The sequence below is a fragment of the Flagellimonas sediminis genome (assembly GCF_010500845.1).
Taxonomy (GTDB): domain Bacteria; phylum Bacteroidota; class Bacteroidia; order Flavobacteriales; family Flavobacteriaceae; genus Flagellimonas; species Flagellimonas sediminis.
Genome location: NZ_JAAAMI010000002.1, coordinates 374,940 through 395,618 on the forward strand (window position 1 = coordinate 374,940; position 20,679 = coordinate 395,618).

Consider the following 20,679-nt stretch of genomic DNA (forward strand, 5'->3'; position numbering starts at 1 on the left):
TCAACATGAAGAAAGAAGAAATTTCACCCCTTACGCTTATGGATAAAAATAAGGCCAGTGTGTTCCAGGATATAAAAGGGTGGCATGTAGCCATTCGTACAGATCAGTATAATGAGTTCATAAACTGGTATACTGAAAATCTTGATTTTAGGCTGATCCGTGAATGGAGTGCCGGCAATCTGCAACTGGCCTTTATGGCTCCGCCTGGTGAAGATAATTTCATCATTGAAGTTCTTGGGGAACAAAAAACGGTGGATCAGAACAGATTGGGAACAGGACCGGGCTATGATCACCTCTGCTTCAATGTCCAAGATTTGGATAGAACAATGAAAGCCCTGACAAAACGAAATATTGGCATTGATAGGTGTTTTGATGTCCCCGCCATTGGCAAACGGGTAGCCTTTATCACTGACCCATTCGGGAACAGAATTGAATTTTCCGAAGAAATGAAAAATTCATAGGTCCATTTTATCAACAATAACCCGTAATTTGTAAAATGCCAGGAAGCAAACCACATAGAATCAAGACTATAAACGAGTTTCATAAATTTAAGGGACTGCAACCACCCAAGCATCCTCTAATCAGTATCATTGATTATAGTACCATGGAGTGTAATGAAGAAATCCACTCTATAAATGTTATCTTCAACTTCTACAATATCTCGATAAAAAGGGGTATTGGGGCAAAATTGAAATACGGGCAACAGCATTACGATTTTGATGAGGGCGTTATGTTCTTTATTGCCCCCAATCAGGTGTTTGGCATAGAACCGTTGGAATCCAAGGAAAAACGGTCTGGATGGATGTTGCTTGTCCATCCGGATTTTTTATGGAACACACCATTGGCCAAAAGCATAAAACAATATGGCTTTTTTGATTACTCCCTTAACGAAGCCCTATTTTTATCGGATAAGGAGGAGGAGACCTTGAACGGGATAATCCAGAACATTGAAAAGGAATCAAACGAGAATATAGACCAGTTCAGTCAGAAAATAATCATTTCACAGATTGAGACCTTGCTCAACTATTCGGATAGGTTTTATAAACGACAGTTCATCACCCGCGAGAAAAGCAACCATCAAATTCTTGCCCGTCTTGAAAAAGTACTTTCGGATTACTTTGACAGCGATGACTTGGCAACAATGGGCCTGCCTTCTGTCCAAGATATTTCAAGTACACTGAATGTTTCACCAAGTTATCTGGGAAATTTACTCAGGGCATTGACAGGACAGGGCACACAGCAGCATATTCACGAAAAGCTGATTGAAAAAGCTAAGGAAAAACTTTCAACGACCAACCTGTCCATTAGCGAAATTGCGTACGGGTTGGGCTTTGAGCATCCCCAATCGTTCAACAAATTGTTTAAGAACAAGACGGAGATGAGTCCTTTGGAATTTAGAGCGAGTTTTAATTAAACATCCACTAAATACATTAAAAATCCAATCTGTAATTTGCCTACTGTTTATGTTGTTCTTGCTTTTACTATGGCTTTGACTGCTCTGAAACGGAAGCGGACCAACTAAGATCTCACCAATCTTTTTGTTAAACACACCATTTACCTGCATCAGGGGCCGGTCTGTAAGTGTAGTACTGCAATACTTCTTCCAAGGCCATTTTCAACGCCTTGTTCACAGGTACCATTTTGGTGCCCAGAGCATAATCAATCTGGTTCAGCTGCATGTAATACTCCGTGAACACGGGAACGTACAACCCTTTGGTAATGGCTTCGGAAACCGTTTTGTACTGCTCGGCCTGTCCTTCGCGGATGATCTTACAGGTGGCCAGGCGCAAACTGCCATATTTATCTCGGGTAGCCCCAAAACCGAACAATCGGCAAATGAGACCCCGGTACACATAGCTCCCACAATGGCCTTGATCCAAAGCGGAAAGCGGCTTGAACAAAAAGCAATTGGGGTAAGGATTGCCGTTCAACGTATCCAAAGTGGTTTCCGCCTCACCGGCCAAAAATAAATGAAAGGCCCAAGGTAAAAATTCCAATGGGGAGGCTTCTATATGGGGATAGTTACAACATTTTCCACAGCCTGAAACACAGCCCAATCCGGATGCTTTCTGAAATTGGGCACTCTCTTTTTCCAATTGCCCGAACAGGTTCTCAACCATACGGACCTTCTGCTCTAATGTCAAAAATTTTTTACCGAAGGTATCGCTATTTTTGACACGCTATAAAATTCCCTTATCAAAAATTTACAGGTCAGAGTTGTACCAAAAAACGAGTCAAAACATGGGCTCTTCCCTCACCTAATCTTGTCGAAAATTTTGGTCACCAGACCCTGCAGGTCGAAGCTTCCCAGAACGGCGTAAAGTTTATCAACGGTCCATGAATGCGCCCAATGGCTATGTGCTATTTTACGTGAATCAATATCTGGATTTTAGGCAAGTCCCGAAATGAGGTTCAAAGCACGATCAATTTCTTCCTTTGAATTATAGATGTGTACGGAATGCCTTATCATTTTCTCTCCAACGGAACGGGGTTGTAGCCTTTCCTTCTCCCACATGTATTTTTGAAGGTCGGGTCCTGACATGCCTTCCACCCCGTATGTGGTGATTCCGGCTGCCAGTTCTTCATTGGTGGACGAATAGATGGTCACGTGTTTCATTTGCTTCAGGCCATCCCGAAGGTGCATGCCCAATTCCTTGATCCTACCGATCCAAACATCATGGCCAATGGTGTTGAAAAAGTCCACGGCGGCATCATACCCAGCCATGAGCCCTGCATTACCCGTTCCGTTCTGCATCAACCGGAACCCATGATCGTCCTGATTGTCCCAGTTGTAGCTGGCAATAGTGGACCAGACGCCGCCCACCACATCTTTATTGATATACAAAAGACCGCTGCCCGCCGGGGCCAATAACCATTTGTGCAAACTGGAATAATAGGCATCACAACCGATATCCTTCACATCCACCTTCACATGTCCCACACACTGGGCACCGTCCAAAATGGTGAAAATGCCGCGTTTTTTGGCCTCGGCACAGATTTGTTTTACGGGCATCACCGTTCCAAATCCGGAAATGATGTGCGGTACGGCAATGACTTTGGTCTTTGGGGTCACCTCCTTAAAAATAGCATCCACTATGGCTTGGGGGTCATTGGCGGGTTCGGGCATAGTGGCCTGTTTGTAAACACAGCCTTTGCGTTTGGCCAGCAATTGCCAAGCCCCAAATCCACCACCGTGTTCCTGGTTGGTATTTAGGAGTTCGTCCCCTTTTTTCAAATCCAGGCCCATACCTACGTAGTTCATGCCGAAAGTGGCATTTTGGGTGAGGGAGATTTCCTTAAAATCACAGTTGACTATTTTCGCCAACTTCGTGCGCAACTCTTCATAGGGAAAATAGCCTGTCAACAATTCCGGTCCCGAACCATCCTTGTAATCCACAGTAGCGGCCTCCACGTTCCAGTGCATCATGTGGTCGAACATTTTGTCCAGCACATACCCCGAAGTAGGTCCCATGGTACCATTGTTGAAATACGTCTGCCCTTCTTTTAGGGGAAATTGTTTGCGTACCATTTTCCAATAGTCGTCGTCCTTGTTGGCAACCTGTTTTAGGGAATCAATGGACCAGTCTTTTTTTGGGTCGAAGGACAACAAGGGCAAGGAAATCATGGCCACGGCCCCTTGTTTCAAGAATTTTCTGCGTTGTGACATATTTTGGTGGTTATTGGTTTAGGGTTTAGGGTTTAGGGTTTAGGGTGAAAGTACTGAATTATTGTAAACTGTACATTGATTATTGTTTATCGATCATTGATTACCGATCATGAAACCCGATGCCCTGCAAAATCTTAGGGATACATTTTTCAATGCGGTCTTCACGGGTCTTGGATTGTTTCGCACCCGAAAAATGCAGCAGATATCCTTTTTGTCTTCCTGGGGTCAGGCTTTCAAAAGCTTCCTTCAGTTCGGGATCCATGTCCAATCGATTTTGGAACTCTTCCGGCACATCATATTCCGAAACATCCTTACGTTTTACCGTCAACCCTGCTTTTTCCACTTCCATGGCCTCAAAGATGTATTGGCGTAAAATATCCAGCTTCTCCTTCACTTGATCCACTTGGGTGAACTTCACCACCCTGCCGGCCTGTGTGTTCTCTCCCGGTTTTTCTAAAATGTGATGGGGATCTTGCAACAAGGCGCCCTTAAAAAAACTGATCCAGCAATACTCCTTAAAAGCGGCCAGCATCATAAAATTGCGTCCGTTGTAGGTATAACAGGGCACGCCCCATTTCCGTTCTTCGGTAACCCCGCATTCCAATAAAAGGGTGCGGAGCAATTTCATTTCATCCTGCCATTGGTGTACTTTGCAATCCGGAGTGCCGACCAAAGAGCATCTTCCGCAGCCTATTTCAAAATATTCGTCTACCGCTGGATTCATATTTGTGATTGTTCGATTTTGACTCTTCTTTTCAAAGAAAATGTAAATTCTTTGAAGATTCATCATTACTTCTCCAGCTTTTTCTTCATTAAGCTGAAATGATCCCTTAAATTTAAGAGCTAATTCAAAACAATGAAAAATAAATTACTCTCCCTATTGCTGTTAATGGGAACCCTTACCGTATCCGCCCAGGAAACTGTCCTTGGGTTCAGCAAAAAAGCCTCCGATGAAGAACTCAAACTCGAGGCCGCATTCGAAAAAGAACTTACCGCTTCCAATCTGGACGACTGGATGAAGCGCATGGCCGCCGAACCGCATTGGGTGGGCACGGCTTATGGCGAGGAAAACGTGAAATGGATGGAAAAACAGTTCAAATCCTGGGGGTACGATACCCGTATCGATACCTACCATGTGCTGTTCCCCTACCCTAAAGTGCGTTTGTTGGAACTCACCGCCCCCAACAAGTACACCGCTTCGTTGGAGGCCATTCCTGTGGAGGGCGACCCCTACACGGCGCAGGGTGATAAATTGTTACCCAGCTACAATGCCTTTTCCACCGATGGCGATGTGGAGGCCGAACTTGTTTTTGTAAACTACGGCATCCCCAGTGATTATGAGGAGCTCGAAAAATTGGGCATCGATGTAAAAGGAAAGATCGTGATTGCCAAATACCAGGGTTCCTGGAGGGGCATCAAGCCCAAATTGGCTGCCGAGAAGGGCGCCATTGGCTGTATCATCTACTCCGACCCGATGGATGATGGGTATTATCAGGGAGATGTATACCCCAAAGGACCGTTCAAGAACAAAACGGGCGTGCAGCGTGGTTCCGTAATGGACATGCCCCTGTACCCTGGCGATGTATTGACCCCCGGCTATGCCGCCACCAAGGACGCCAAGCGTTTGGATAGAAAAGACGCCCCTACCATTACCAAGATTCCAGTGTTGCCGATTTCGTATGAAGATGCGCAGCCCTTGTTGGAAGCTTTGGAAGGCCCCGTAGCCCCTGAAAATTGGAGAGGCGGACTGCCCATTACCTACCACATCGGTCCCGGTCCTGCCAAAGTACATTTGAAACTGGAGTTTGACTGGCAATTGAAACCTGCCCACAACCTGATCGCCACCCTAAAAGGTTCGGAATTTCCCGATCAATGGGTAATGCGCGGCAACCACCACGATGCGTGGGTACATGGTGCCAGTGACCCGATCAGTGGCATGGTGGCCCTGATGGAAGAGGCCCGTGTGATCGGAAACCTCGCCAAAAAAGGCCAAAAGCCAAAGCGTACCCTAGTGTACTGCGCTTGGGATGCCGAAGAGCCCGGACTTATCGGTTCCACCGAATGGGTGGAAGACCATAGAGCCGAACTACAGCAAAAAGTGGTGGCCTACATCAATACGGACGGGAACAGCCGTGGTTACCTCGGTGCCGGTGGCTCCCACTCCCTACAGGCCATGGTCACCCAAGTAGCCAACACCGTTGTGGACCCACAAAAAGGGGTCTCCGTAGCGGAACGTCGCATGGCGGCCAGCACCGTTCGGGGTGGCGATGGCTCCTTTAAACTGTCCGCCCTGGGTTCGGGGTCGGATTACACCCCCTTCATCCAGCACAGCGGCATTGCTTCATTGAACCTCGGCTTTGGCGGGGAAGGCTCCGGCGGGGAATACCACACCATTTACGACACCTATACCCACTATACCCGTTTTAAAGATCCCGGATTCCAATATGGGGTGGCCTTGGCCAATACGGCCGGACTGATCACCTTGCGTTTGGCGAATGCCGAGGTATTGCCGTTTGAACTCACCCAGTGGCATTCCACTGTGGACGGCTATTTGGGCGAGGTAATGAAAACCTTGGAAAGCATGCGCTCCGATGTGGAAAAACACAACAAACTGGTAAAAAAGGATGCCTATCAATTGGTGATGGATCCCAAAAAACCGGTTGCCCCTGCCAAAATGGAGGCCGAAATTCCGTATTTGGATTTCTCCCCTTTGCAAAACGTAATCGCCGATTTGAAAAAGAGTATCGATGCCTATACCAAGGCCGACCTTATGGCTTTGCCCGCTGCCAAAAAGGCGCAGTTGAACCAAGCGTTGATGGGTATGGAGCAGGTGTTGTTACAGGATAAAGGACTCCCCCGCAGGGACTGGTTCAAGCACCAGATCTACGCCCCTGGATTTTACACGGGCTATGGGGTAAAAACACTTCCAGGCGTGCGCGAGGCCATCGAGCAGAAAGAATGGAAAGAAGCACAAGAACAGATCGGGGTCTTGGCCACCACCCTCAAAAACTTTGATGCCGAAGTTCAAAAATTGATCGGCCTTACAAAGTAAGTACCTATTTTTTAAAATGCAGACCGCCCTTCGAGAACGTGTACCGAAGGGCGGTTTTTATTGGAAGAATACCTACACCAGCCAGTTGACTTGGTTGCACAGGACCAACTAGTCCTTCAACGACTTCATATCGATCACAAAACGATATTTGACATCACTTTTGAGCATGCGTTCGTAGGCGGTGTTGATCTCTTGGATGTTGATCACTTCCACATCGGAGGTAATGTTGTGCTTGCCACAGAAATCCAACAGTTCTTGGGTTTCGGCAATACCCCCGATCAAGGAACCTGCCACACTTTTTCGGCCCATGATCATGGGCACCGTGACCAACATGGGGTCCAGTGGCCCCAAATAGCCCACCACCACCAAGGTGCCGTTGGTGGCCAACGTGGCCACATACGGATTTAGGTCGTGTTCGTAGGGTACGGTATCGATGATCAGGTCGAACTGGCCTGCGGCCTTTTGCATTTGGGCGTCATCCGTGGAAATGACCACATGATCTGCGCCCAACGCCTTGGCATCGTCCATTTTATTGGTGGATCGCGAAAACAAGGTCACTTCGGCGCCCAAGGCCGAAGCCAATTTTAGCGCCATATGGCCCAAGCCGCCCAAGCCCACCACGGCCACTTTGCTGCCCTTGCTCACCTTCCAGTGGCGCAGTGGGGACCAGGTGGTAATACCCGCACAGAGCACGGGAGCAATGCCCGCCAGATCCAGACCTTTGGGCACGCGGAGTACAAAACCCTCATCCACCACTATTTTTTCGGAATATCCGCCATGGGTGGGGCTGTTCAAATGCTTGTCGAAGCCCCCGTAGGTGCCCACCCACTCCGGGCAGTATTGCTCTTCATCGTTTTGGCAACTGTTGCAGCTACGGCACGAATCCACCAAACAGCCCACGGCGACAATATCGCCCACTTGGTGCTTGGTAACCCCGGAGCCCACTTGGGTGACCTTGCCCACAATCTCGTGGCCGGGCACTACCGGATATTGGGTCATGCCCCAATCGTTTCGGGCAAAATGGAGGTCCGAATGGCAGACCCCGCAGTACATAATGTCTATTTCGACGTCCTTTTCGAGGACCGTTCTTCGGTCGATCTGCATTTGTTCCAGATTGGCTTCGGCAGACTGGGTGCCAAAGGCCTTTACAGCTATAGTGTCCATACGTGTGTTGATTTAGTTGTGGTTTTTTTAAATGTACAAAACTTTGGGGTTGGGTACACTACTTTTATTGGGGAAGCCAAAAAAGGTGGTGATCTGGTTCTTTTGCCCCACCATTTGCATTATTGGCATGCTTCCCCTAAATTTCCCATCCCAATACACAACTTACCTACCATGAACATACGGCTTACCAAAGAACAGAAGATCAAAGTGCTCAACTCTACGGACATATATGCGATCATGCAGCAGGTATTGCTGCGCGAAAACAAGATACGACGCAACCAAGAGCATTTTTGGGTGGTGGGGCTCAACCACAACAACAAGGTTTTGTTTGTGGAGCTCATTGGCCTGGGGGCCAGCAACCGGGTAAATGCCGACCCGCCCGATGTATTCCGCATGGCGATCTACAAACTGGCCAGCAAGCTGATCTTGGTGCACAACCACCCCAGCGGCTCGCACGAGGTTACCGATGCCGATATTACCTTTACCGACCACATGCTAAAAGTGGGGAAACTGATCAAAGTGGAAGTGCTGGACCATTTGGTGATCACCGAAACCCACTACACCAGTTTTGCCGACCAAGGGGTAATGGACCAACTCAAAAAAAGTGGCCTGTTTGAGATCATGGGCCGTGAAAAGCAGGAATTGGATGCCTTTAAATTGGAAACGGAACGGAAACGGGCCGAAAAAGAAAAGGCAAAGGATATTGCCAGGAAAATGAAAGCCAAAGGCTACGACGATGCCACCATTAAAGAACTAACGGGGTTGAGTTTAAAGGTGATTGGGGGGATATTGATTAATATGAATGAAGGGATTAAATTGTTTAAAATCTATAAATTTTAAAAAAGATTATTTAATAATTCTTCTTCATTAAAATCGGGAGATCCCTGTCTAGAATAATAATTAGAGTATCTGGATATTATATCCTTCAAAAACGGACTTGATACTGTTGCAATCCTTTCCATATCCCCATTTTTTAATGATTCTTCTACCTCTTTTTCATTGATTGTTACTTTATTTTGAAAATCAATGAATCCATTCGGAATCGAGTCAATTTTAGGAATAAAATGAAATTGAGGTCTAGAATTCCTGATATAACTTTTCAAATCCCCTTTTTTGGTTTTGCTCATGTCTGGGTTTTTGAATTCATCGTCAATTTCCTCTGGCATGATTACTTTTAAAAAGAGTATTTTTTTAGATTTTCTCACTCCATTTTTCAAATCAATATCACAAGCAGGAGACAGAACAAGATAAAATGACGAATCTTCCTTGAAAAGAATAACATCACCAGTAAAAATATTTGGTTTTACTGGTTTGCTTATGTAAAATTCAGCTGGATGATATTTTTCTAAATCTCCTGAACTGGATTGGTCTAGATATTCATGCATATGTAGCAATGTATACCTTAAGAGTGACTTTTCCTTTTCTTCAGGGTCACGAGAAGAATCATTTATCCACAAGTCCAATGAATTGGACATATGATTCCAAAAAATATTATTCAAGTAATTTTCAATTGTTCCCTTGCTATTTAAAATATTAGTAATTCCAGTATCATAAATTTTCACAAACTGTTCTAAATAACCTTCCTCTTCCTGCTCTCCTCTTGTTTTAATTTTGAATAAAGCAGACTCCTCTTTTAAGTCTTCAGCTACATTCTGAGGAGTTCCCGTTATTACAAAAACTGGGAATCTTAAATTAGATTTTATTTCTCTAATAACCTCATTTCCAGATGAATCTTCACCACCTTTACCTAATAAATCCAAATCTACAATTGCCGCATCAAATATATTCCTCCCTTTTAATAGTTCCAGTGCTTCATCCTTGTCGCTTGACTCAATTGGTTTTATTTTAACCGTACTTTCTAAGTTATATGAGTCTATATCTCTCTTATAACTTTTTAGTGCATCTTTATCATCCTCGACAATCAATAAATTTAATTCTTTCATAATTCTATTTCTATTTGAAAGTATGCCCCCTCATTAGATTTTCGAGCTTTTAATTTACCATTTAGTCTTTCAACTGCCTCTCCTGCAATAGCCAAACCTAACCCCGTCCCATTATGTTTTTTTGAATAACCCGGCTCAAAAATTATATCAGATTCGATTTCATCGTCTGTTAAACCCGGTCCATTGTCCTTATAATCAATTTTTATTGATTCCAAAGTCTTCGAAACTGTAACTTCTATCTCTCTTGAATCCTTTTTTGAATTTGTCAACCAATAAATACTGTTCTCTATCAAATTGGTCATTGCGACATACAAATCTTCCTCCCAACCGTATAGTGAAACAATATCATCACAGATTATTGAAAATCTTATATTGGACTCATTTAAAGACTGCTTAAATACTTTATACGAATCTTCGATAATTGGTTTAATCTTAAATTCCTTTTTATTTCCACGTCGCTGACTAGCTAAAGGATTCACCCTTTTGAACAAGTCAGAAATTAATTTGCTATTTTTCCTGAAAGCCTCAACACTTTCACTCACCTCATCCAGTATCTCTTCATCCTTTGAAGCTTTGTAGTGTCTTATATACCTCTCGATTACTTTTATTTCCGTGTTCAAAAATTGAATCGGCTTCCTACCTTCATGCAGAATGAAATTTACAATTTTACCCAGTGTTGCTTGACCTTGATATATTGCAATTGTCTTTTGAATATCTTCTAACAGCTCTGCTTTTGATTCCTCCTCTTTCTTTAAAATGTCCTTGATCTCATTAATATTGACTTTAGATACATTGAACTTTTCTAATTTGGATTCAATATTGTTAGATAATTCCGAAAAACTAAAAAGATTATTCATAGAATTTTGGATAGAAGTCCTTCCCTTTCGGCTTTTAAGACTTCTCTCCCTAAATGTCAATCTTCTCAGTTCTAATTCTTTAAGTACTTTTTGTGAAATTTCTTTTAGACCTTGATAATATTCATTTTCCTTGAGTCCATCACGTGCGCTTTTTTCTTCAAGATTTGACAGTTCTTCTGATTGAATATTAATAAATCCAACTATTTGATTATTACTTATTTTAAGAGTGAAGTTCTGAATTCTATCTTTATCTAAATCAAGCCAGTCAATACCTCCATTGCCATAGGGTCGAATTCTAAATTGATTTTTGTAAATATTAACCCCATAAACCTCATTTAACATCCTTTTTGCTTCATTTTTTCCAGCAAACTTTTCTGTTACTGGGTCTATAAGGCCCTTGTTAATCAGATTATCTATTGCTTCTGGCTCTCGATCAAATACACGAAAATCTATGGTTAGCTCACCACAATATTTACCACCATTTTGTAACTCAAAATGAGTGTTGATATTTTCAGATTGCTTAACGTCTGTAACATTATTCTCGTAAAGTAAGCTTGCGGTTCCCTGTGAGTCAACAATTCCACTGATCCTATAATCATACAATTCAATAATTGGATAAGTTTCAATTTCAAAGTCACGCTCATTGTATCCCTCAATAGGGCAGTTTGTAAATGATAGGTTTATAGTGAATCTATCATTCTCAAAATCCTTGAATGGTGAAATCAATTTTCTTAATTCGTTTACTAAGCTTTCAATTGAATTCTTATCCCAAGCGGATATTTTGCTATCCTTTACTTCATTTTTTGCAATTATTTCGATTTGTGTACCCGACTCTTCATTGGTCATTTCTTTTTCGACCAACAATTCTATTTTTTCAAGAAATTCGTCGGTTTTAAATTTGCGCCAATCAATTACGACTGTAGTTTTTTCGCCATTTTCATCAATCGATGACAACGTCATCTCTTGCCCCAATATAGAGGCCGCGAATCGACCAATACCTTTTCTACCTTGAAATTTTCTGCCCTTTGGACTTTCTTTCCTTTTAAGTTTATCATCCGTTGCAGGTACTAGCCATTTATTGATAACCGTATCGAAGTTCATTCCATGACCATCATCAGATATCAATATGACTAAAGCGTCTTCATTATCAATGCTTTTATATTCAAAATTGATGTCCACCTTGGATGAATCTGCATCATAAGAGTTTTTTACCAACTCAACTAAAGCAGCATATGAATCACCAATTAAATCACTTCCAATGGTATGGATTATTCTGGCAGCGGGCCTTATTTTATAAGACAATTCAGGTTTGCTATCCATTAAATAAAGATTTTATGCTATCTGCAATTTTATTGGCCATTAATGGGGGCACAGCGTTGCCAATTTGTTTAAAAGCAGCACTTCGCCCTCCTTCAAAATAAAAATCATCAGGAAATGATTGAATCCTTGCTGCTTCCCTAACTGACAATGATCGTACTTGTTTCGTATCAGGGTAAATATAATGGTGACCATCCTTTGCTATATGCGCCACCATTGTATGAGATAAACCTTCAGCATCTACAACCTTAAATCTATCCAAAAAGGATTTTTGATTTTTATGCGTTTTTAATTTTTCTGGTAAATCAGGATACTTAAGCCGTTCTTTGTTTTGCCACTTTTTAATTGCAATTTCATAAATAGATAAATCTCTTTGGTTATGTGGCCTTGCGATATGCTGGGTTATAAAATCAACTCCATTTCTAATTTCAAATTGTTCAAGGTAACTGGTGGAATCAGATGAGTATTTACTGATTGGGTTTTTTTCTCCTGGCTTAAGGCTCTTCAAATCGGAGAGCAAATCTTTAACCTTAAAATCATGATCAACCTTGGCGAATTTAGGATATGAAAAGTCTAAATCTTTACGCCATCCTATCAATATGATTCGTTTTCTTTTTTGTAAAACCCCAAAATCTTCTGAATGTTGAATGCTGAAATCAAGATTATAACCTACCCTTTTAAAATAAGCTCTCATATTTTTGAAATACAACCCATTTTGGGCTGAAATAAGTCCTAAGACGTTCTCAAAAACAAAAACTTTGGGTCTATAATTCTTTAAGAACTTAGCGTATTCTTTATAAAGGTAATTTCTGGGGTCATCCTTCATTCCTTTTTCATCTCTTGCCCTACCAACCAAGGAATACGCTTGACATGGAGGTCCACCAACAACAAGGTCTATTTCTTTGTTCCCAGCAAGTTGGTCTACCTTATTAAATATGGTCTTATTGTTTGAACCTCCAATTCCTATGTTCAAAACAGAATTAGATAATGACTTATCACTATAGTCATTGATGAATTTTTCTCTAGAAACCTTTCCAGTCAAATAATCATAATAATGATCTAGTTTATTCTCTTTTTTAAGCTTGTGATAGGTAAGTCGAGTTTCAAGAGTGCTACAAGCATGATTATCAACTTCTATATGAGCAATCGGATTGAATCCCGCTTTTATAAAGCCCTCAGACAACCCTCCAGCTCCAGAAAATAGATCTACAAAATTCATACCGTTGGTTATAAAACCAACTAAAAGTACTTTGGTTCCATAAAAAAAAGAAAAAAATGTAGATATTTTTTTACAAGTTGTTCTTTAACAACACTATTTTAAGCTAAAATGTAGATAATTTATATCACCAACTTATAATAATATTATTGACCTTACCTAACAACTCGGCGGCCATGGCCGGGTCCAACCCATATCCCTGTAGGCTACCCACGGGGTTTTTAAAGCTCAGTTGGGTGGTGTTGGCATCCACTTCTTGCAGTACCAGTTTTAAGGGAATATCGTTGATCGCCAAAGGGTCGCCCGCCATGATCTGGGCAATGTATTTGGGCTCAAAAAAGAGCAATTGCCGCAAGGGCGGTATGGTGATCCCGTGCTTGGCCACAATGGCCTGGGTATCGATCTCGTGCAGTAGCAAAAAACCGTGGTCGGTGATCCGTTGTTTCAGGGTTTCGTACACCTGCCCAAAGGGCAGCGGTAGCAGTTGGTGTTCCACATGGGCTTTCATAAGCGGTATGTTTAGGCGGTGGAACGGGCAAAGCCCACGGTTTCGCGGTAGGTTGTGGGTGAGATTTCGGCGTTGTTCTTAAAAAAGCGGCTAAAGTAGTGCTCGTCGTCGTACCCGAGGTCGTAGGCGATCTCCTTTACGCTTTTGTTGGTGAGGTACAGCTCGCGCTTGGCCTCTATAATGATCCGCTCGCTGATCAGGTTGGTCATGGTCTTGTTAAAATGGTTCTTGGTGATCTTGGCCAGCGCCTTGGGGCTTATGTTCAGCAGGTCGGCATACTCCCCGGCGGAGTGCTTAGTGCGGTAGTGGGTCTCGATCAGGTTTTTCAGCTTTTGGAGGATAAAGGGCTCCTTTTCGTCGGATAGCCCTTCCAGCACTTCGGGCTGTTGCTTGGCCTTGGCGCGGGAGGTAGTGATCAAAAAGATCTTGAGGTAGGAGACCAACAGCTCGTACTGGGCCATTTCGGCCTTTTGCACTTCTAGGCGCATCTGATGCAGTACCCTATCCAGCTTGTTGCGGATATCGTCCGTTATGCTGAGCATGGGCGGGTTGTAAATATTGTTGAAGAGCACTCCGTTGCAGGCCACCTGTTCGTGGTGATGGTGGATGCAGAAAAAATCGGGATGGAAATGCAACACCACGCCTTCCAACGGTTCGTCCTCGGTAAGGGTAAAGGGTTGGTAGGGCGTCATGGCGAACAGGGTGTCGGGCGTAAAGGCGTGTTCCTGAAAATCCACCTGGGCGGTGCCCCTCCCCTTTTTGATCCAGATCAGGGAGTAGTAGTTGTGGCGGTTGGTATCGCAGAACTGGCAGCTGTCCTCAAAATGGGAAAGCTTAAAGGCCAGGTTGCCCGTTTGTTCGTCAATTAGCGTGTTGGTGTTGTAGAGGTCCATATTTTTTTAGTTGTCAGTTATCAGTGGGCAGTTATCAGTTGTCAGTGGGCAGTTATCAGAAATCTGAGGTCTGAGGTCTGAAGTCTGAACTCTGAACTCTGAAATCTGAACTCTGAAATCTGAAATCTGAAGTCTGAAATCAGTAATCTGAAATCTGACATCTGACATCTGACGTCTGAAATCAGTAATTACAATCGGCGTTCGTTGGCCGCAATCGGCAGGTCGTTGATACTGGCATACCGCTTTTGCATTAACCCGTGCGCGTTGAACTCCCAGTTCTCGTTCCCGTACGCACGGAACCACTGCCCTTGGGCATTTTGGTACTCGTATTCAAAACGCACTGCAATACGATTGTCGGAAAAGGCCCAGAGTTCCTTACGTAGTTTATAGTTTTTTTCCTTTTGCCATTTGTCCGTCAAAAAGGCAACGACTTCTTCCCTCCCGTTCACAAACTGGGAGCGGTTGCGCCATTCGGTGTCCACAGTGTAGGCCCTGCTTACCTTTTCGGGGTCTTGGCTGTTCCAGGCATCTTCTGCCAATTGTACTTTTTCTTCGGCCGTTGCTTCGGTAAAGGGGGGCAACGGATATTTTTTTTCAATGATCATGGTGTGTCTTTTTTAAAATGAAAAAGGGCAGGACCTATGGCAAGCCCTACCCTTTGGAATTAAAACTATTTGCTGTTTTTTACCGTGGGCCATTTGGCGTGCGCCGCCTTTTTAAGCTCTGTGGTGCGTTGGCCCCAATCCAAGGAAGTGTCCAAAGTCTTCCCGTCAAACGGACCATTGTAGAATAGGTACAGTTTACCATCCACTATATCGAAAGTTTCCGGGTTAATTGGAAACTTGGTGTCCTTTGCAGCCACACCCCAAGCGCAATAGCCATCAAATTGAGGTAAGTAGTTGCTGGGTGCCTTGGTGAAGGCATCGCGGTTGGCCTTGCTGGCAAAGTAATAGGTGGCCCCATTGTGCTTGGCCGTATAGCTTTTGCTTCCTTTTTGGGCCGCTCCGGAGAAATAGGCCACTACATCGTACCCGCCAATGGCAAGTCCGTTCTTGTCAACAGGGTCTATCTGCGCCTGTGCACCAATCATGGCAAACAAGGCTACCCCCAAAAGAAAAATGGATTTAATTGATTTCATCTGTTATTGATTTTATAATTAGAAAAAATGAACACTATACGGTTTCAGCTTCCACTACCGGAAAATCGATATCGGTATTGGCGGTGTTGTTAAAGTAGTTGGTGAAAACGTTCAAGGCCACGTGTGCCACGATCTCGCCTACGGCACCATCGGTAAAACCGGCATTTTTTACGGTTTCCACATCGTCTGCAGATACCCTACCTCTTTTTTCCACCAAAGTTTTGGCGAACGTAAGGGCAGCAGCGATCTTGGGATCTTTGTTACGGCCTTCGCGGGCCATGTGCAAGGTGTCGGTATCAATGCTTACCAATTTTTCCCCTATAAAGGAATGGGCGGACAAACAATAGTTGCAGGCGTTGGACTCGGCCACGGCCAAAGCGATCAATTCGCCCAAACGACCACCCAAGGTTCCTTTGCCCAAGGCATCGCTCAAGTTCAAATAGCCTTCCAATACGGCAGAAGAGTTGCCCATGGTGCGCATCATGTTCGGCACCATGCCCAATTTGCCTTGGATGCCATCAAAAAGTTCTTTGGATCTTCCGGTTGCTTCGTTGGGATCCAATGCTAGTAAACGTGTCATAGTTTTTGTTTTTAAATGGATTGTCATTATTGACGTTACAAAGGTGCGGTGGCCGTGGTTGGGATAAAATGGACAGATGTCACTTGTTCTTGGACAATTTTCCCTAGATGGATAAAATGTTGGTTTCCGTCAACCTGAACTTTTTCAGGTTTTCATCAAGATTTGCCCGTCAACTGGTTGGAATTCTGAACTGCATTCAGAATGACGACAGGCAGGTTCAGAATGACGACATTCAATTTGGATGATTATCTCCCAATGAAAAAAATAGGGTCATATCAAGGATCTTACGTACCAAAATGACATCAATGCAAACCTATGATCCCTCAACCCAAACCCTACAACCGTCAATTACATATGCAACATTATTACGCATGGTTTAGTTTGGTCAAAAATTAAGGAAAATGACCACACTTGAAACGATAAACCTCTTACAGAAAATTTGTTTGGTTGCCGCGGGCGTTATCCTGTACCTTGCAGGATGGTTACACGGTGCCCACTGGGGAAAAAGAAACCGGATATAGCACAATACGGCACCGTTCAGGACGTTTTTTATGATGTCCTAAAACAACCTAAACCTACTTGAGCCATCTTTACACAAGACCCCCTTATCAGACGGATTTTGGTACTTTGCCAGAACCAACATTACATTATTGCCATCAGCGAGCTCTGGAACGGAGCCCTGCAATATGCCTGCTGGCACAAACCGAAAACCCTTTTGGAAGAATCGAGCCTCATCGTCATCGGTGGATCCTCCTTCATTTCCCCAAAAAAAGACAAAACGGAATACCATTTTAAGCACAAGGGCTGGTGCTTTTCCTTGGAAAAGATCGTACCCCCAGGTTCCATGGCCACTCCCCTTATCTTTTTGGAAGTCACCGACCAAGAGCAAAAAAAAAGTACCTGGAAAATGGAAGAAATGCCATTGCCCAAGTACTTAGGTAATTTTTTATGAGGGTCCCCTAGCCTTTGTAGGTGACGCGGTAAATGGCGTCGCCCACATCGTCGGAAATCAAGAGCGAACCATCTTTGAGGAACAGCAGGTCCACGGGCCTACCAAAGGCTTCTTGCGATTCCTCGTCCAACCAGCCATAGATGAAAGGTTCATAACCCACGGCTTGGTTGCCATCCAATTTTACCAAGGAAATCCTGTACCCTACTTTGGAGGAACGGTTCCAAGAGCCATGCTCGGCCAAAAAGGCATGTCCCTTATAACTTTCGGGGAACATGGTGCCCGTATCGAACTTTACGCCCAGGGCCGCCACGTGCGCTCCTAAAGGCTGTACGGGAGGTACAAAATCGGAACAGGGACGTTGGGATCCAAAATCAGGATCCGGAACGGTACCGCCATGGCAAAATGGAAAACCAAAATGTTGGCCCACCTCGGTCAATCGGTTCAATTCTCCCGGAGGGGTATCATCTCCCATCATGTCCCTATTGTTATCGGTAAACCACAGTTCGCCCGTTTGGGGGTGCCAAGTAAAACCTACCGTGTTTCGTACCCCTTGGGCTATGATCTCGCGGTTGCCTCCATCGGCATCCATACGGGTAATGGACGCAAAACGTTCGTCCACCGAAGTACTATCACACACATTACAGGGAGCACCTACAGGCACGTACAATTTATCGTCAGGTCCAAAGGCGATATATTTCCAACCGTGGTGAAAATTTCCTGGATAATCGTCATAGATCAACTCCGGTTCCTGAGGATTGTCCAACTGCTGCTCAATATTCTGGTATTTGAAGAGTCGGCTTACGGCAGCCACATATAGGGCCCCATTTTTGAAGGCCACCCCGTTGGGTTGCTCCAAGTCCTTGGCGATGATATAGGTGGTGTCTCCCCTGAAATCCCCATTGGTATCCTTTACGGCATATACCACCCCTTCGTTGCGGGTGCCCACGAACAGGGTACCGTCATCGCCCATGGCCATGGAACGCGCCCCGTCCAAACCTTCGGCGTATACATCAATATTAAAGCCCGCGGGCAAATGCAATCGGTCCAAAGGCAAACTGCCTTGATAAGTTTGTTCCACTTCGGTCTCCTCGGTCGCGGCTTCCTTTTTCCCGTTACAGGAAAGTACTGCCAGTGAAAGCGCACAAAGGGTTATGGACCTAAAGGTCAAATCATAAATTTTCATGTTGCTTTTTAGGTGTTTTAGTTTCTAATCCCCTAAGCTAAAACAAAATGATGGAAATGTAGAATACAAGTGAGGGTACTTTTGTGAAAATTCTACTCTTTTCTCTCATAGGGTGCGAGGTTGCCCTGATACCAAATATTGGTGCGATGGCTACTGGACATGGCAATGCGTGCCGTACGGTTGGGAAACAATTGGGCGACTACCTGATAGGCTTCCGCTCCTTGGTTCACATTGAATTTGATCACGTAACCCTTACCCTTTGTTACGGGTTCCAATGAAAAATCCTTGGGAACCCCCTCGAATTTTATGCCTGTTTGTTGAGGATTGTAAGTGCCGCCCATCCGGCGTTCCCCAAAATAAGGCAGGTCCGCCATGACACTATCGCCCACCATACGCAAATACCCTCGGGAACCCGCAATATCGATTCGGCTAGCCGTGCTGCCCGGTGGCAAAAGCCCAGCGTTGGCAATGCTGTTAAGACTCTGGCTGGCCATGGGCTGGGCCCACATGGCCTGGATCTCGAAATGTTGGTCTCGGGCTATTTTATCCAACGCGGCCACCTCTTCCGGGGTAGCCTGATAGACAGAGGAACAACCTGTTACAAAGAACAACAGGGCAACCGTGAAAATGGTATGGAATAGGGTTTTCATAGCGAAGGAAATTAACCCTATAATTTACGAAATCCCAAGGTAATATCCCATATAAATAACGCCCAATTAACGTTTGAAACGTTCAAAAATGGCCAAAGTCTTCTTGGTGTTGATGAAATAAACCCCTGTCAGCAAAATGGTGGCCGCCAATACGGATTGTACCGTAATCTGTTCTTTCAAAAAATACCATCCCAAGAGCATGGCCACGATAGGGTTCACATAAGTGGACGTTGCCACTTTTTCCGGTGAAACGGTCTTCAATAAAAAATTGAAGGAGGTGAAGGCCACTATACTGCCAAAAACCACCAAAAGGGCCATTGACCACTGTACCTTGCCACTCCAATCCAAAGGAGAGGACCATTCTTCCCCAAAGGCCAAACTCATCAATGCCAGAGTTATCCCGGCAGTGAACATTTGATAGCCCGTGTTCACAAAATAGTTGGTGGGTAAATCGGCACGGGCCACGAAAAGGCTTCCATACGCCCAACTGAGCATACAAAAGAAAATCATGATCATTCCGGTGATGGATTCTTCTCTGGTGATGATCTGTTTTTGGCTTACCAATAAATAAATCCCGATAATGCCCAAAACCACTCCGATCAAGGACATGGGCTGTATCTTTTTACCTTGCAGCATCCGCATCAACAATAAAATGATGAGGGGTTGGGCAGAAATCTCGAGGGCGGCAAAACCACTATCCACATATTTGAGTGCCCATACCACCACCCCATTACCGAAACTGAGAAAGAAAATGCCCGCCAAAATGGTATTGAGCAATTGTTTTTTGGAGATGGTCAGGGGAATCTTCATGAACTTGGTGATCACAAAGATCAAAAGTCCCGCCGTAACAAAACGAAAGGAGGCCAGCATGAAGGGCTCCAGTTCCATTACAGCTACCTTGTTCAACAGATAGGTGGACCCCCAGATGAAGTAAATGGCAAAAAAGGCTAAAATGACCAGTGCGGAGTTCGAGGATCTTCCCATTCCAAGACAAGTTGTTTGCCCTACAATATTACGGATGTTTAAAAGAGTATAAAACAGATGGGGAGCATCTTTTACCACAAAATGGAGTGATGTGTAAAAGTAGTGGAAAGTTAAAAGGACTTGCCCATTTTCAAAAGGTATGCGGCAAAATCACTTTCCAGCTTTCGGAATCGGCCCAATTGTTCGCGTACTTCCATCTCCAAAGCTTCACTGATCCCATCATTTTGTTTTTTGATAAGATCCATAATTTCTTTCTGATGTCTGGAAAAAATCTTGAAACTGTTTTTGAGCGCGTTGAATTTTTCAAAGTCGGAAGGACATTTGGGCTCGTTGGTATAGGACCCCAGTTTTTTAAAAAGCCGTTGTATGGTGGTATTGTTCCTTTCCAAGCGAACCAAGATTTCTTGTTGGGTATGGATGCTGTCTTCTACAATTTGGGCCATGATGATTCGTTTTTTGGGGATGGATGCTTTATGACCAGTAAGTTAGGGAATATCTTACAGAGTTGCACCTTAATTAACTTTCATTTAATGGTTTAATCAACAATTATCAACAAAAAAGACCCGATGTTTTGC

21 protein-coding genes are annotated in these 20,679 nt (G+C 44.1%); 5 read left to right on the top strand and 16 right to left on the bottom strand.

What is annotated here, in order from left to right:
- Positions 1–5: 5 nt before the first annotated feature.
- Complete coding sequence (locus tag GTK07_RS06320; RefSeq protein WP_163634164.1) at positions 6–461, top strand: VOC family protein; 456 nt, start codon at positions 6–8, stop codon at positions 459–461.
- A gap of 35 nt (positions 462–496) precedes the next feature.
- Positions 497–1,414: a helix-turn-helix domain-containing protein gene (locus GTK07_RS06325; protein WP_163634166.1), complete on the top strand. Its 918-nt coding sequence runs from the start codon at positions 497–499 to the stop codon at positions 1,412–1,414.
- 127 nt (positions 1,415–1,541) lie between these two features.
- Here GTK07_RS06325 and GTK07_RS06330 read toward each other — a convergent pair whose 3' ends face one another.
- The 3 genes from GTK07_RS06330 to GTK07_RS06340 form a co-directional block, all read right to left on the bottom strand.
- Positions 1,542–2,144, bottom strand: a complete 603-nt coding sequence (locus GTK07_RS06330; RefSeq protein ID WP_163634168.1) for a YkgJ family cysteine cluster protein — start codon at positions 2,142–2,144, stop codon at positions 1,542–1,544.
- A 245-nt stretch (positions 2,145–2,389) separates the two neighbouring features.
- The gene (locus GTK07_RS06335; protein ID WP_163634170.1) at positions 2,390–3,667 is read right to left on the bottom strand and encodes an aminotransferase class V-fold PLP-dependent enzyme; all 1,278 of its coding nucleotides are present in this window, start codon (positions 3,665–3,667) and stop codon (positions 2,390–2,392) included.
- Positions 3,668–3,767: 100 nt separating this feature from the next.
- On the bottom strand, positions 3,768–4,391 hold the full coding sequence (locus GTK07_RS06340; protein ID WP_163634172.1) for a YdeI/OmpD-associated family protein: 624 nt from the start codon (positions 4,389–4,391) through the stop codon (positions 3,768–3,770).
- 132 nt (positions 4,392–4,523) lie between these two features.
- Between GTK07_RS06340 and GTK07_RS06345 the strand changes: the two genes are divergently transcribed.
- On the top strand, positions 4,524–6,719 hold the full coding sequence (locus GTK07_RS06345; protein ID WP_163634174.1) for a transferrin receptor-like dimerization domain-containing protein: 2,196 nt from the start codon (positions 4,524–4,526) through the stop codon (positions 6,717–6,719).
- A 108-nt stretch (positions 6,720–6,827) separates the two neighbouring features.
- Here GTK07_RS06345 and GTK07_RS06350 read toward each other — a convergent pair whose 3' ends face one another.
- A complete protein-coding gene (locus GTK07_RS06350) occupies positions 6,828–7,883 on the bottom strand; it encodes an NAD(P)-dependent alcohol dehydrogenase (protein WP_163634176.1) in 1,056 nt (351 codons plus the stop codon).
- Positions 7,884–8,054: 171 nt separating this feature from the next.
- Between GTK07_RS06350 and GTK07_RS06355 the strand changes: the two genes are divergently transcribed.
- Positions 8,055–8,723 carry a JAB domain-containing protein gene (locus tag GTK07_RS06355; RefSeq protein ID WP_163634178.1) on the top strand — a complete coding sequence of 223 codons (669 nt, stop codon included), beginning with the start codon at positions 8,055–8,057 and terminating at the stop codon, positions 8,721–8,723.
- Here the strand turns inward: GTK07_RS06355 and GTK07_RS06360 are convergent.
- The 8 genes from GTK07_RS06360 to GTK07_RS06395 form a co-directional block, all read right to left on the bottom strand.
- The gene (locus GTK07_RS06360) at positions 8,720–9,826 is read right to left on the bottom strand and encodes a PleD family two-component system response regulator (protein ID WP_163634180.1); all 1,107 of its coding nucleotides are present in this window, start codon (positions 9,824–9,826) and stop codon (positions 8,720–8,722) included. The two genes, GTK07_RS06355 and GTK07_RS06360, sit on opposite strands and share 4 nt — an antisense overlap.
- Positions 9,823–12,003, bottom strand: coding sequence for a sensor histidine kinase (locus GTK07_RS06365; protein ID WP_163634182.1), 2,181 nt, complete (start codon positions 12,001–12,003; stop codon positions 9,823–9,825). Before GTK07_RS06365 ends, GTK07_RS06360 begins: the two co-directional genes overlap by 4 nt.
- The gene (locus GTK07_RS06370; protein WP_163634184.1) at positions 11,996–13,219 is read right to left on the bottom strand and encodes a DNA cytosine methyltransferase; all 1,224 of its coding nucleotides are present in this window, start codon (positions 13,217–13,219) and stop codon (positions 11,996–11,998) included. The genes GTK07_RS06365 and GTK07_RS06370 overlap by 8 nt, the downstream gene beginning before the upstream one ends.
- A gap of 124 nt (positions 13,220–13,343) precedes the next feature.
- Entirely contained in the window at positions 13,344–13,724 is a 381-nt protein-coding gene (locus GTK07_RS06375) for a DUF302 domain-containing protein (protein WP_163634186.1), read from the bottom strand.
- An 11-nt stretch (positions 13,725–13,735) separates the two neighbouring features.
- Positions 13,736–14,617, bottom strand: a complete 882-nt coding sequence (locus GTK07_RS06380) for a helix-turn-helix domain-containing protein (RefSeq protein ID WP_163634188.1) — start codon at positions 14,615–14,617, stop codon at positions 13,736–13,738.
- Positions 14,618–14,805: 188 nt separating this feature from the next.
- Positions 14,806–15,222 (bottom strand): nuclear transport factor 2 family protein, encoded by a 417-nt coding sequence (locus GTK07_RS06385; protein ID WP_203583746.1) that lies wholly within the window; start codon positions 15,220–15,222, stop codon positions 14,806–14,808.
- 65 nt (positions 15,223–15,287) lie between these two features.
- On the bottom strand, positions 15,288–15,755 hold the full coding sequence (locus tag GTK07_RS06390) for a YHS domain-containing (seleno)protein (protein WP_163634190.1): 468 nt from the start codon (positions 15,753–15,755) through the stop codon (positions 15,288–15,290).
- 34 nt (positions 15,756–15,789) lie between these two features.
- Entirely contained in the window at positions 15,790–16,335 is a 546-nt protein-coding gene (locus GTK07_RS06395) for a carboxymuconolactone decarboxylase family protein (protein ID WP_163634192.1), read from the bottom strand.
- 619 nt (positions 16,336–16,954) lie between these two features.
- On the opposite strand from GTK07_RS06395, the gene GTK07_RS06400 reads away from it, so the two are divergent.
- Positions 16,955–17,287 carry a hypothetical protein gene (locus tag GTK07_RS06400; protein ID WP_163634193.1) on the top strand — a complete coding sequence of 111 codons (333 nt, stop codon included), beginning with the start codon at positions 16,955–16,957 and terminating at the stop codon, positions 17,285–17,287.
- 7 nt (positions 17,288–17,294) lie between these two features.
- Here the strand turns inward: GTK07_RS06400 and GTK07_RS06405 are convergent, their stop codons facing one another.
- The 4 genes from GTK07_RS06405 to GTK07_RS06420 all read right to left on the bottom strand — a co-directional run bounded on the left by GTK07_RS06405 (position 17,295) and on the right by GTK07_RS06420 (position 20,547).
- Positions 17,295–18,470 carry a PQQ-dependent sugar dehydrogenase gene (locus tag GTK07_RS06405; RefSeq protein ID WP_163634195.1) on the bottom strand — a complete coding sequence of 392 codons (1,176 nt, stop codon included), beginning with the start codon at positions 18,468–18,470 and terminating at the stop codon, positions 17,295–17,297.
- Between the two features lie 92 nt (positions 18,471–18,562).
- A complete protein-coding gene (locus GTK07_RS06410) occupies positions 18,563–19,120 on the bottom strand; it encodes a DUF4251 domain-containing protein (RefSeq protein WP_163634197.1) in 558 nt (185 codons plus the stop codon).
- A 66-nt stretch (positions 19,121–19,186) separates the two neighbouring features.
- The gene (locus GTK07_RS06415; RefSeq protein WP_163634199.1) at positions 19,187–20,104 is read right to left on the bottom strand and encodes an EamA family transporter; all 918 of its coding nucleotides are present in this window, start codon (positions 20,102–20,104) and stop codon (positions 19,187–19,189) included.
- A gap of 110 nt (positions 20,105–20,214) precedes the next feature.
- Positions 20,215–20,547, bottom strand: coding sequence for a hypothetical protein (locus tag GTK07_RS06420; RefSeq protein ID WP_163634201.1), 333 nt, complete (start codon positions 20,545–20,547; stop codon positions 20,215–20,217).
- Positions 20,548–20,679: the final 132 nt, after the last annotated feature.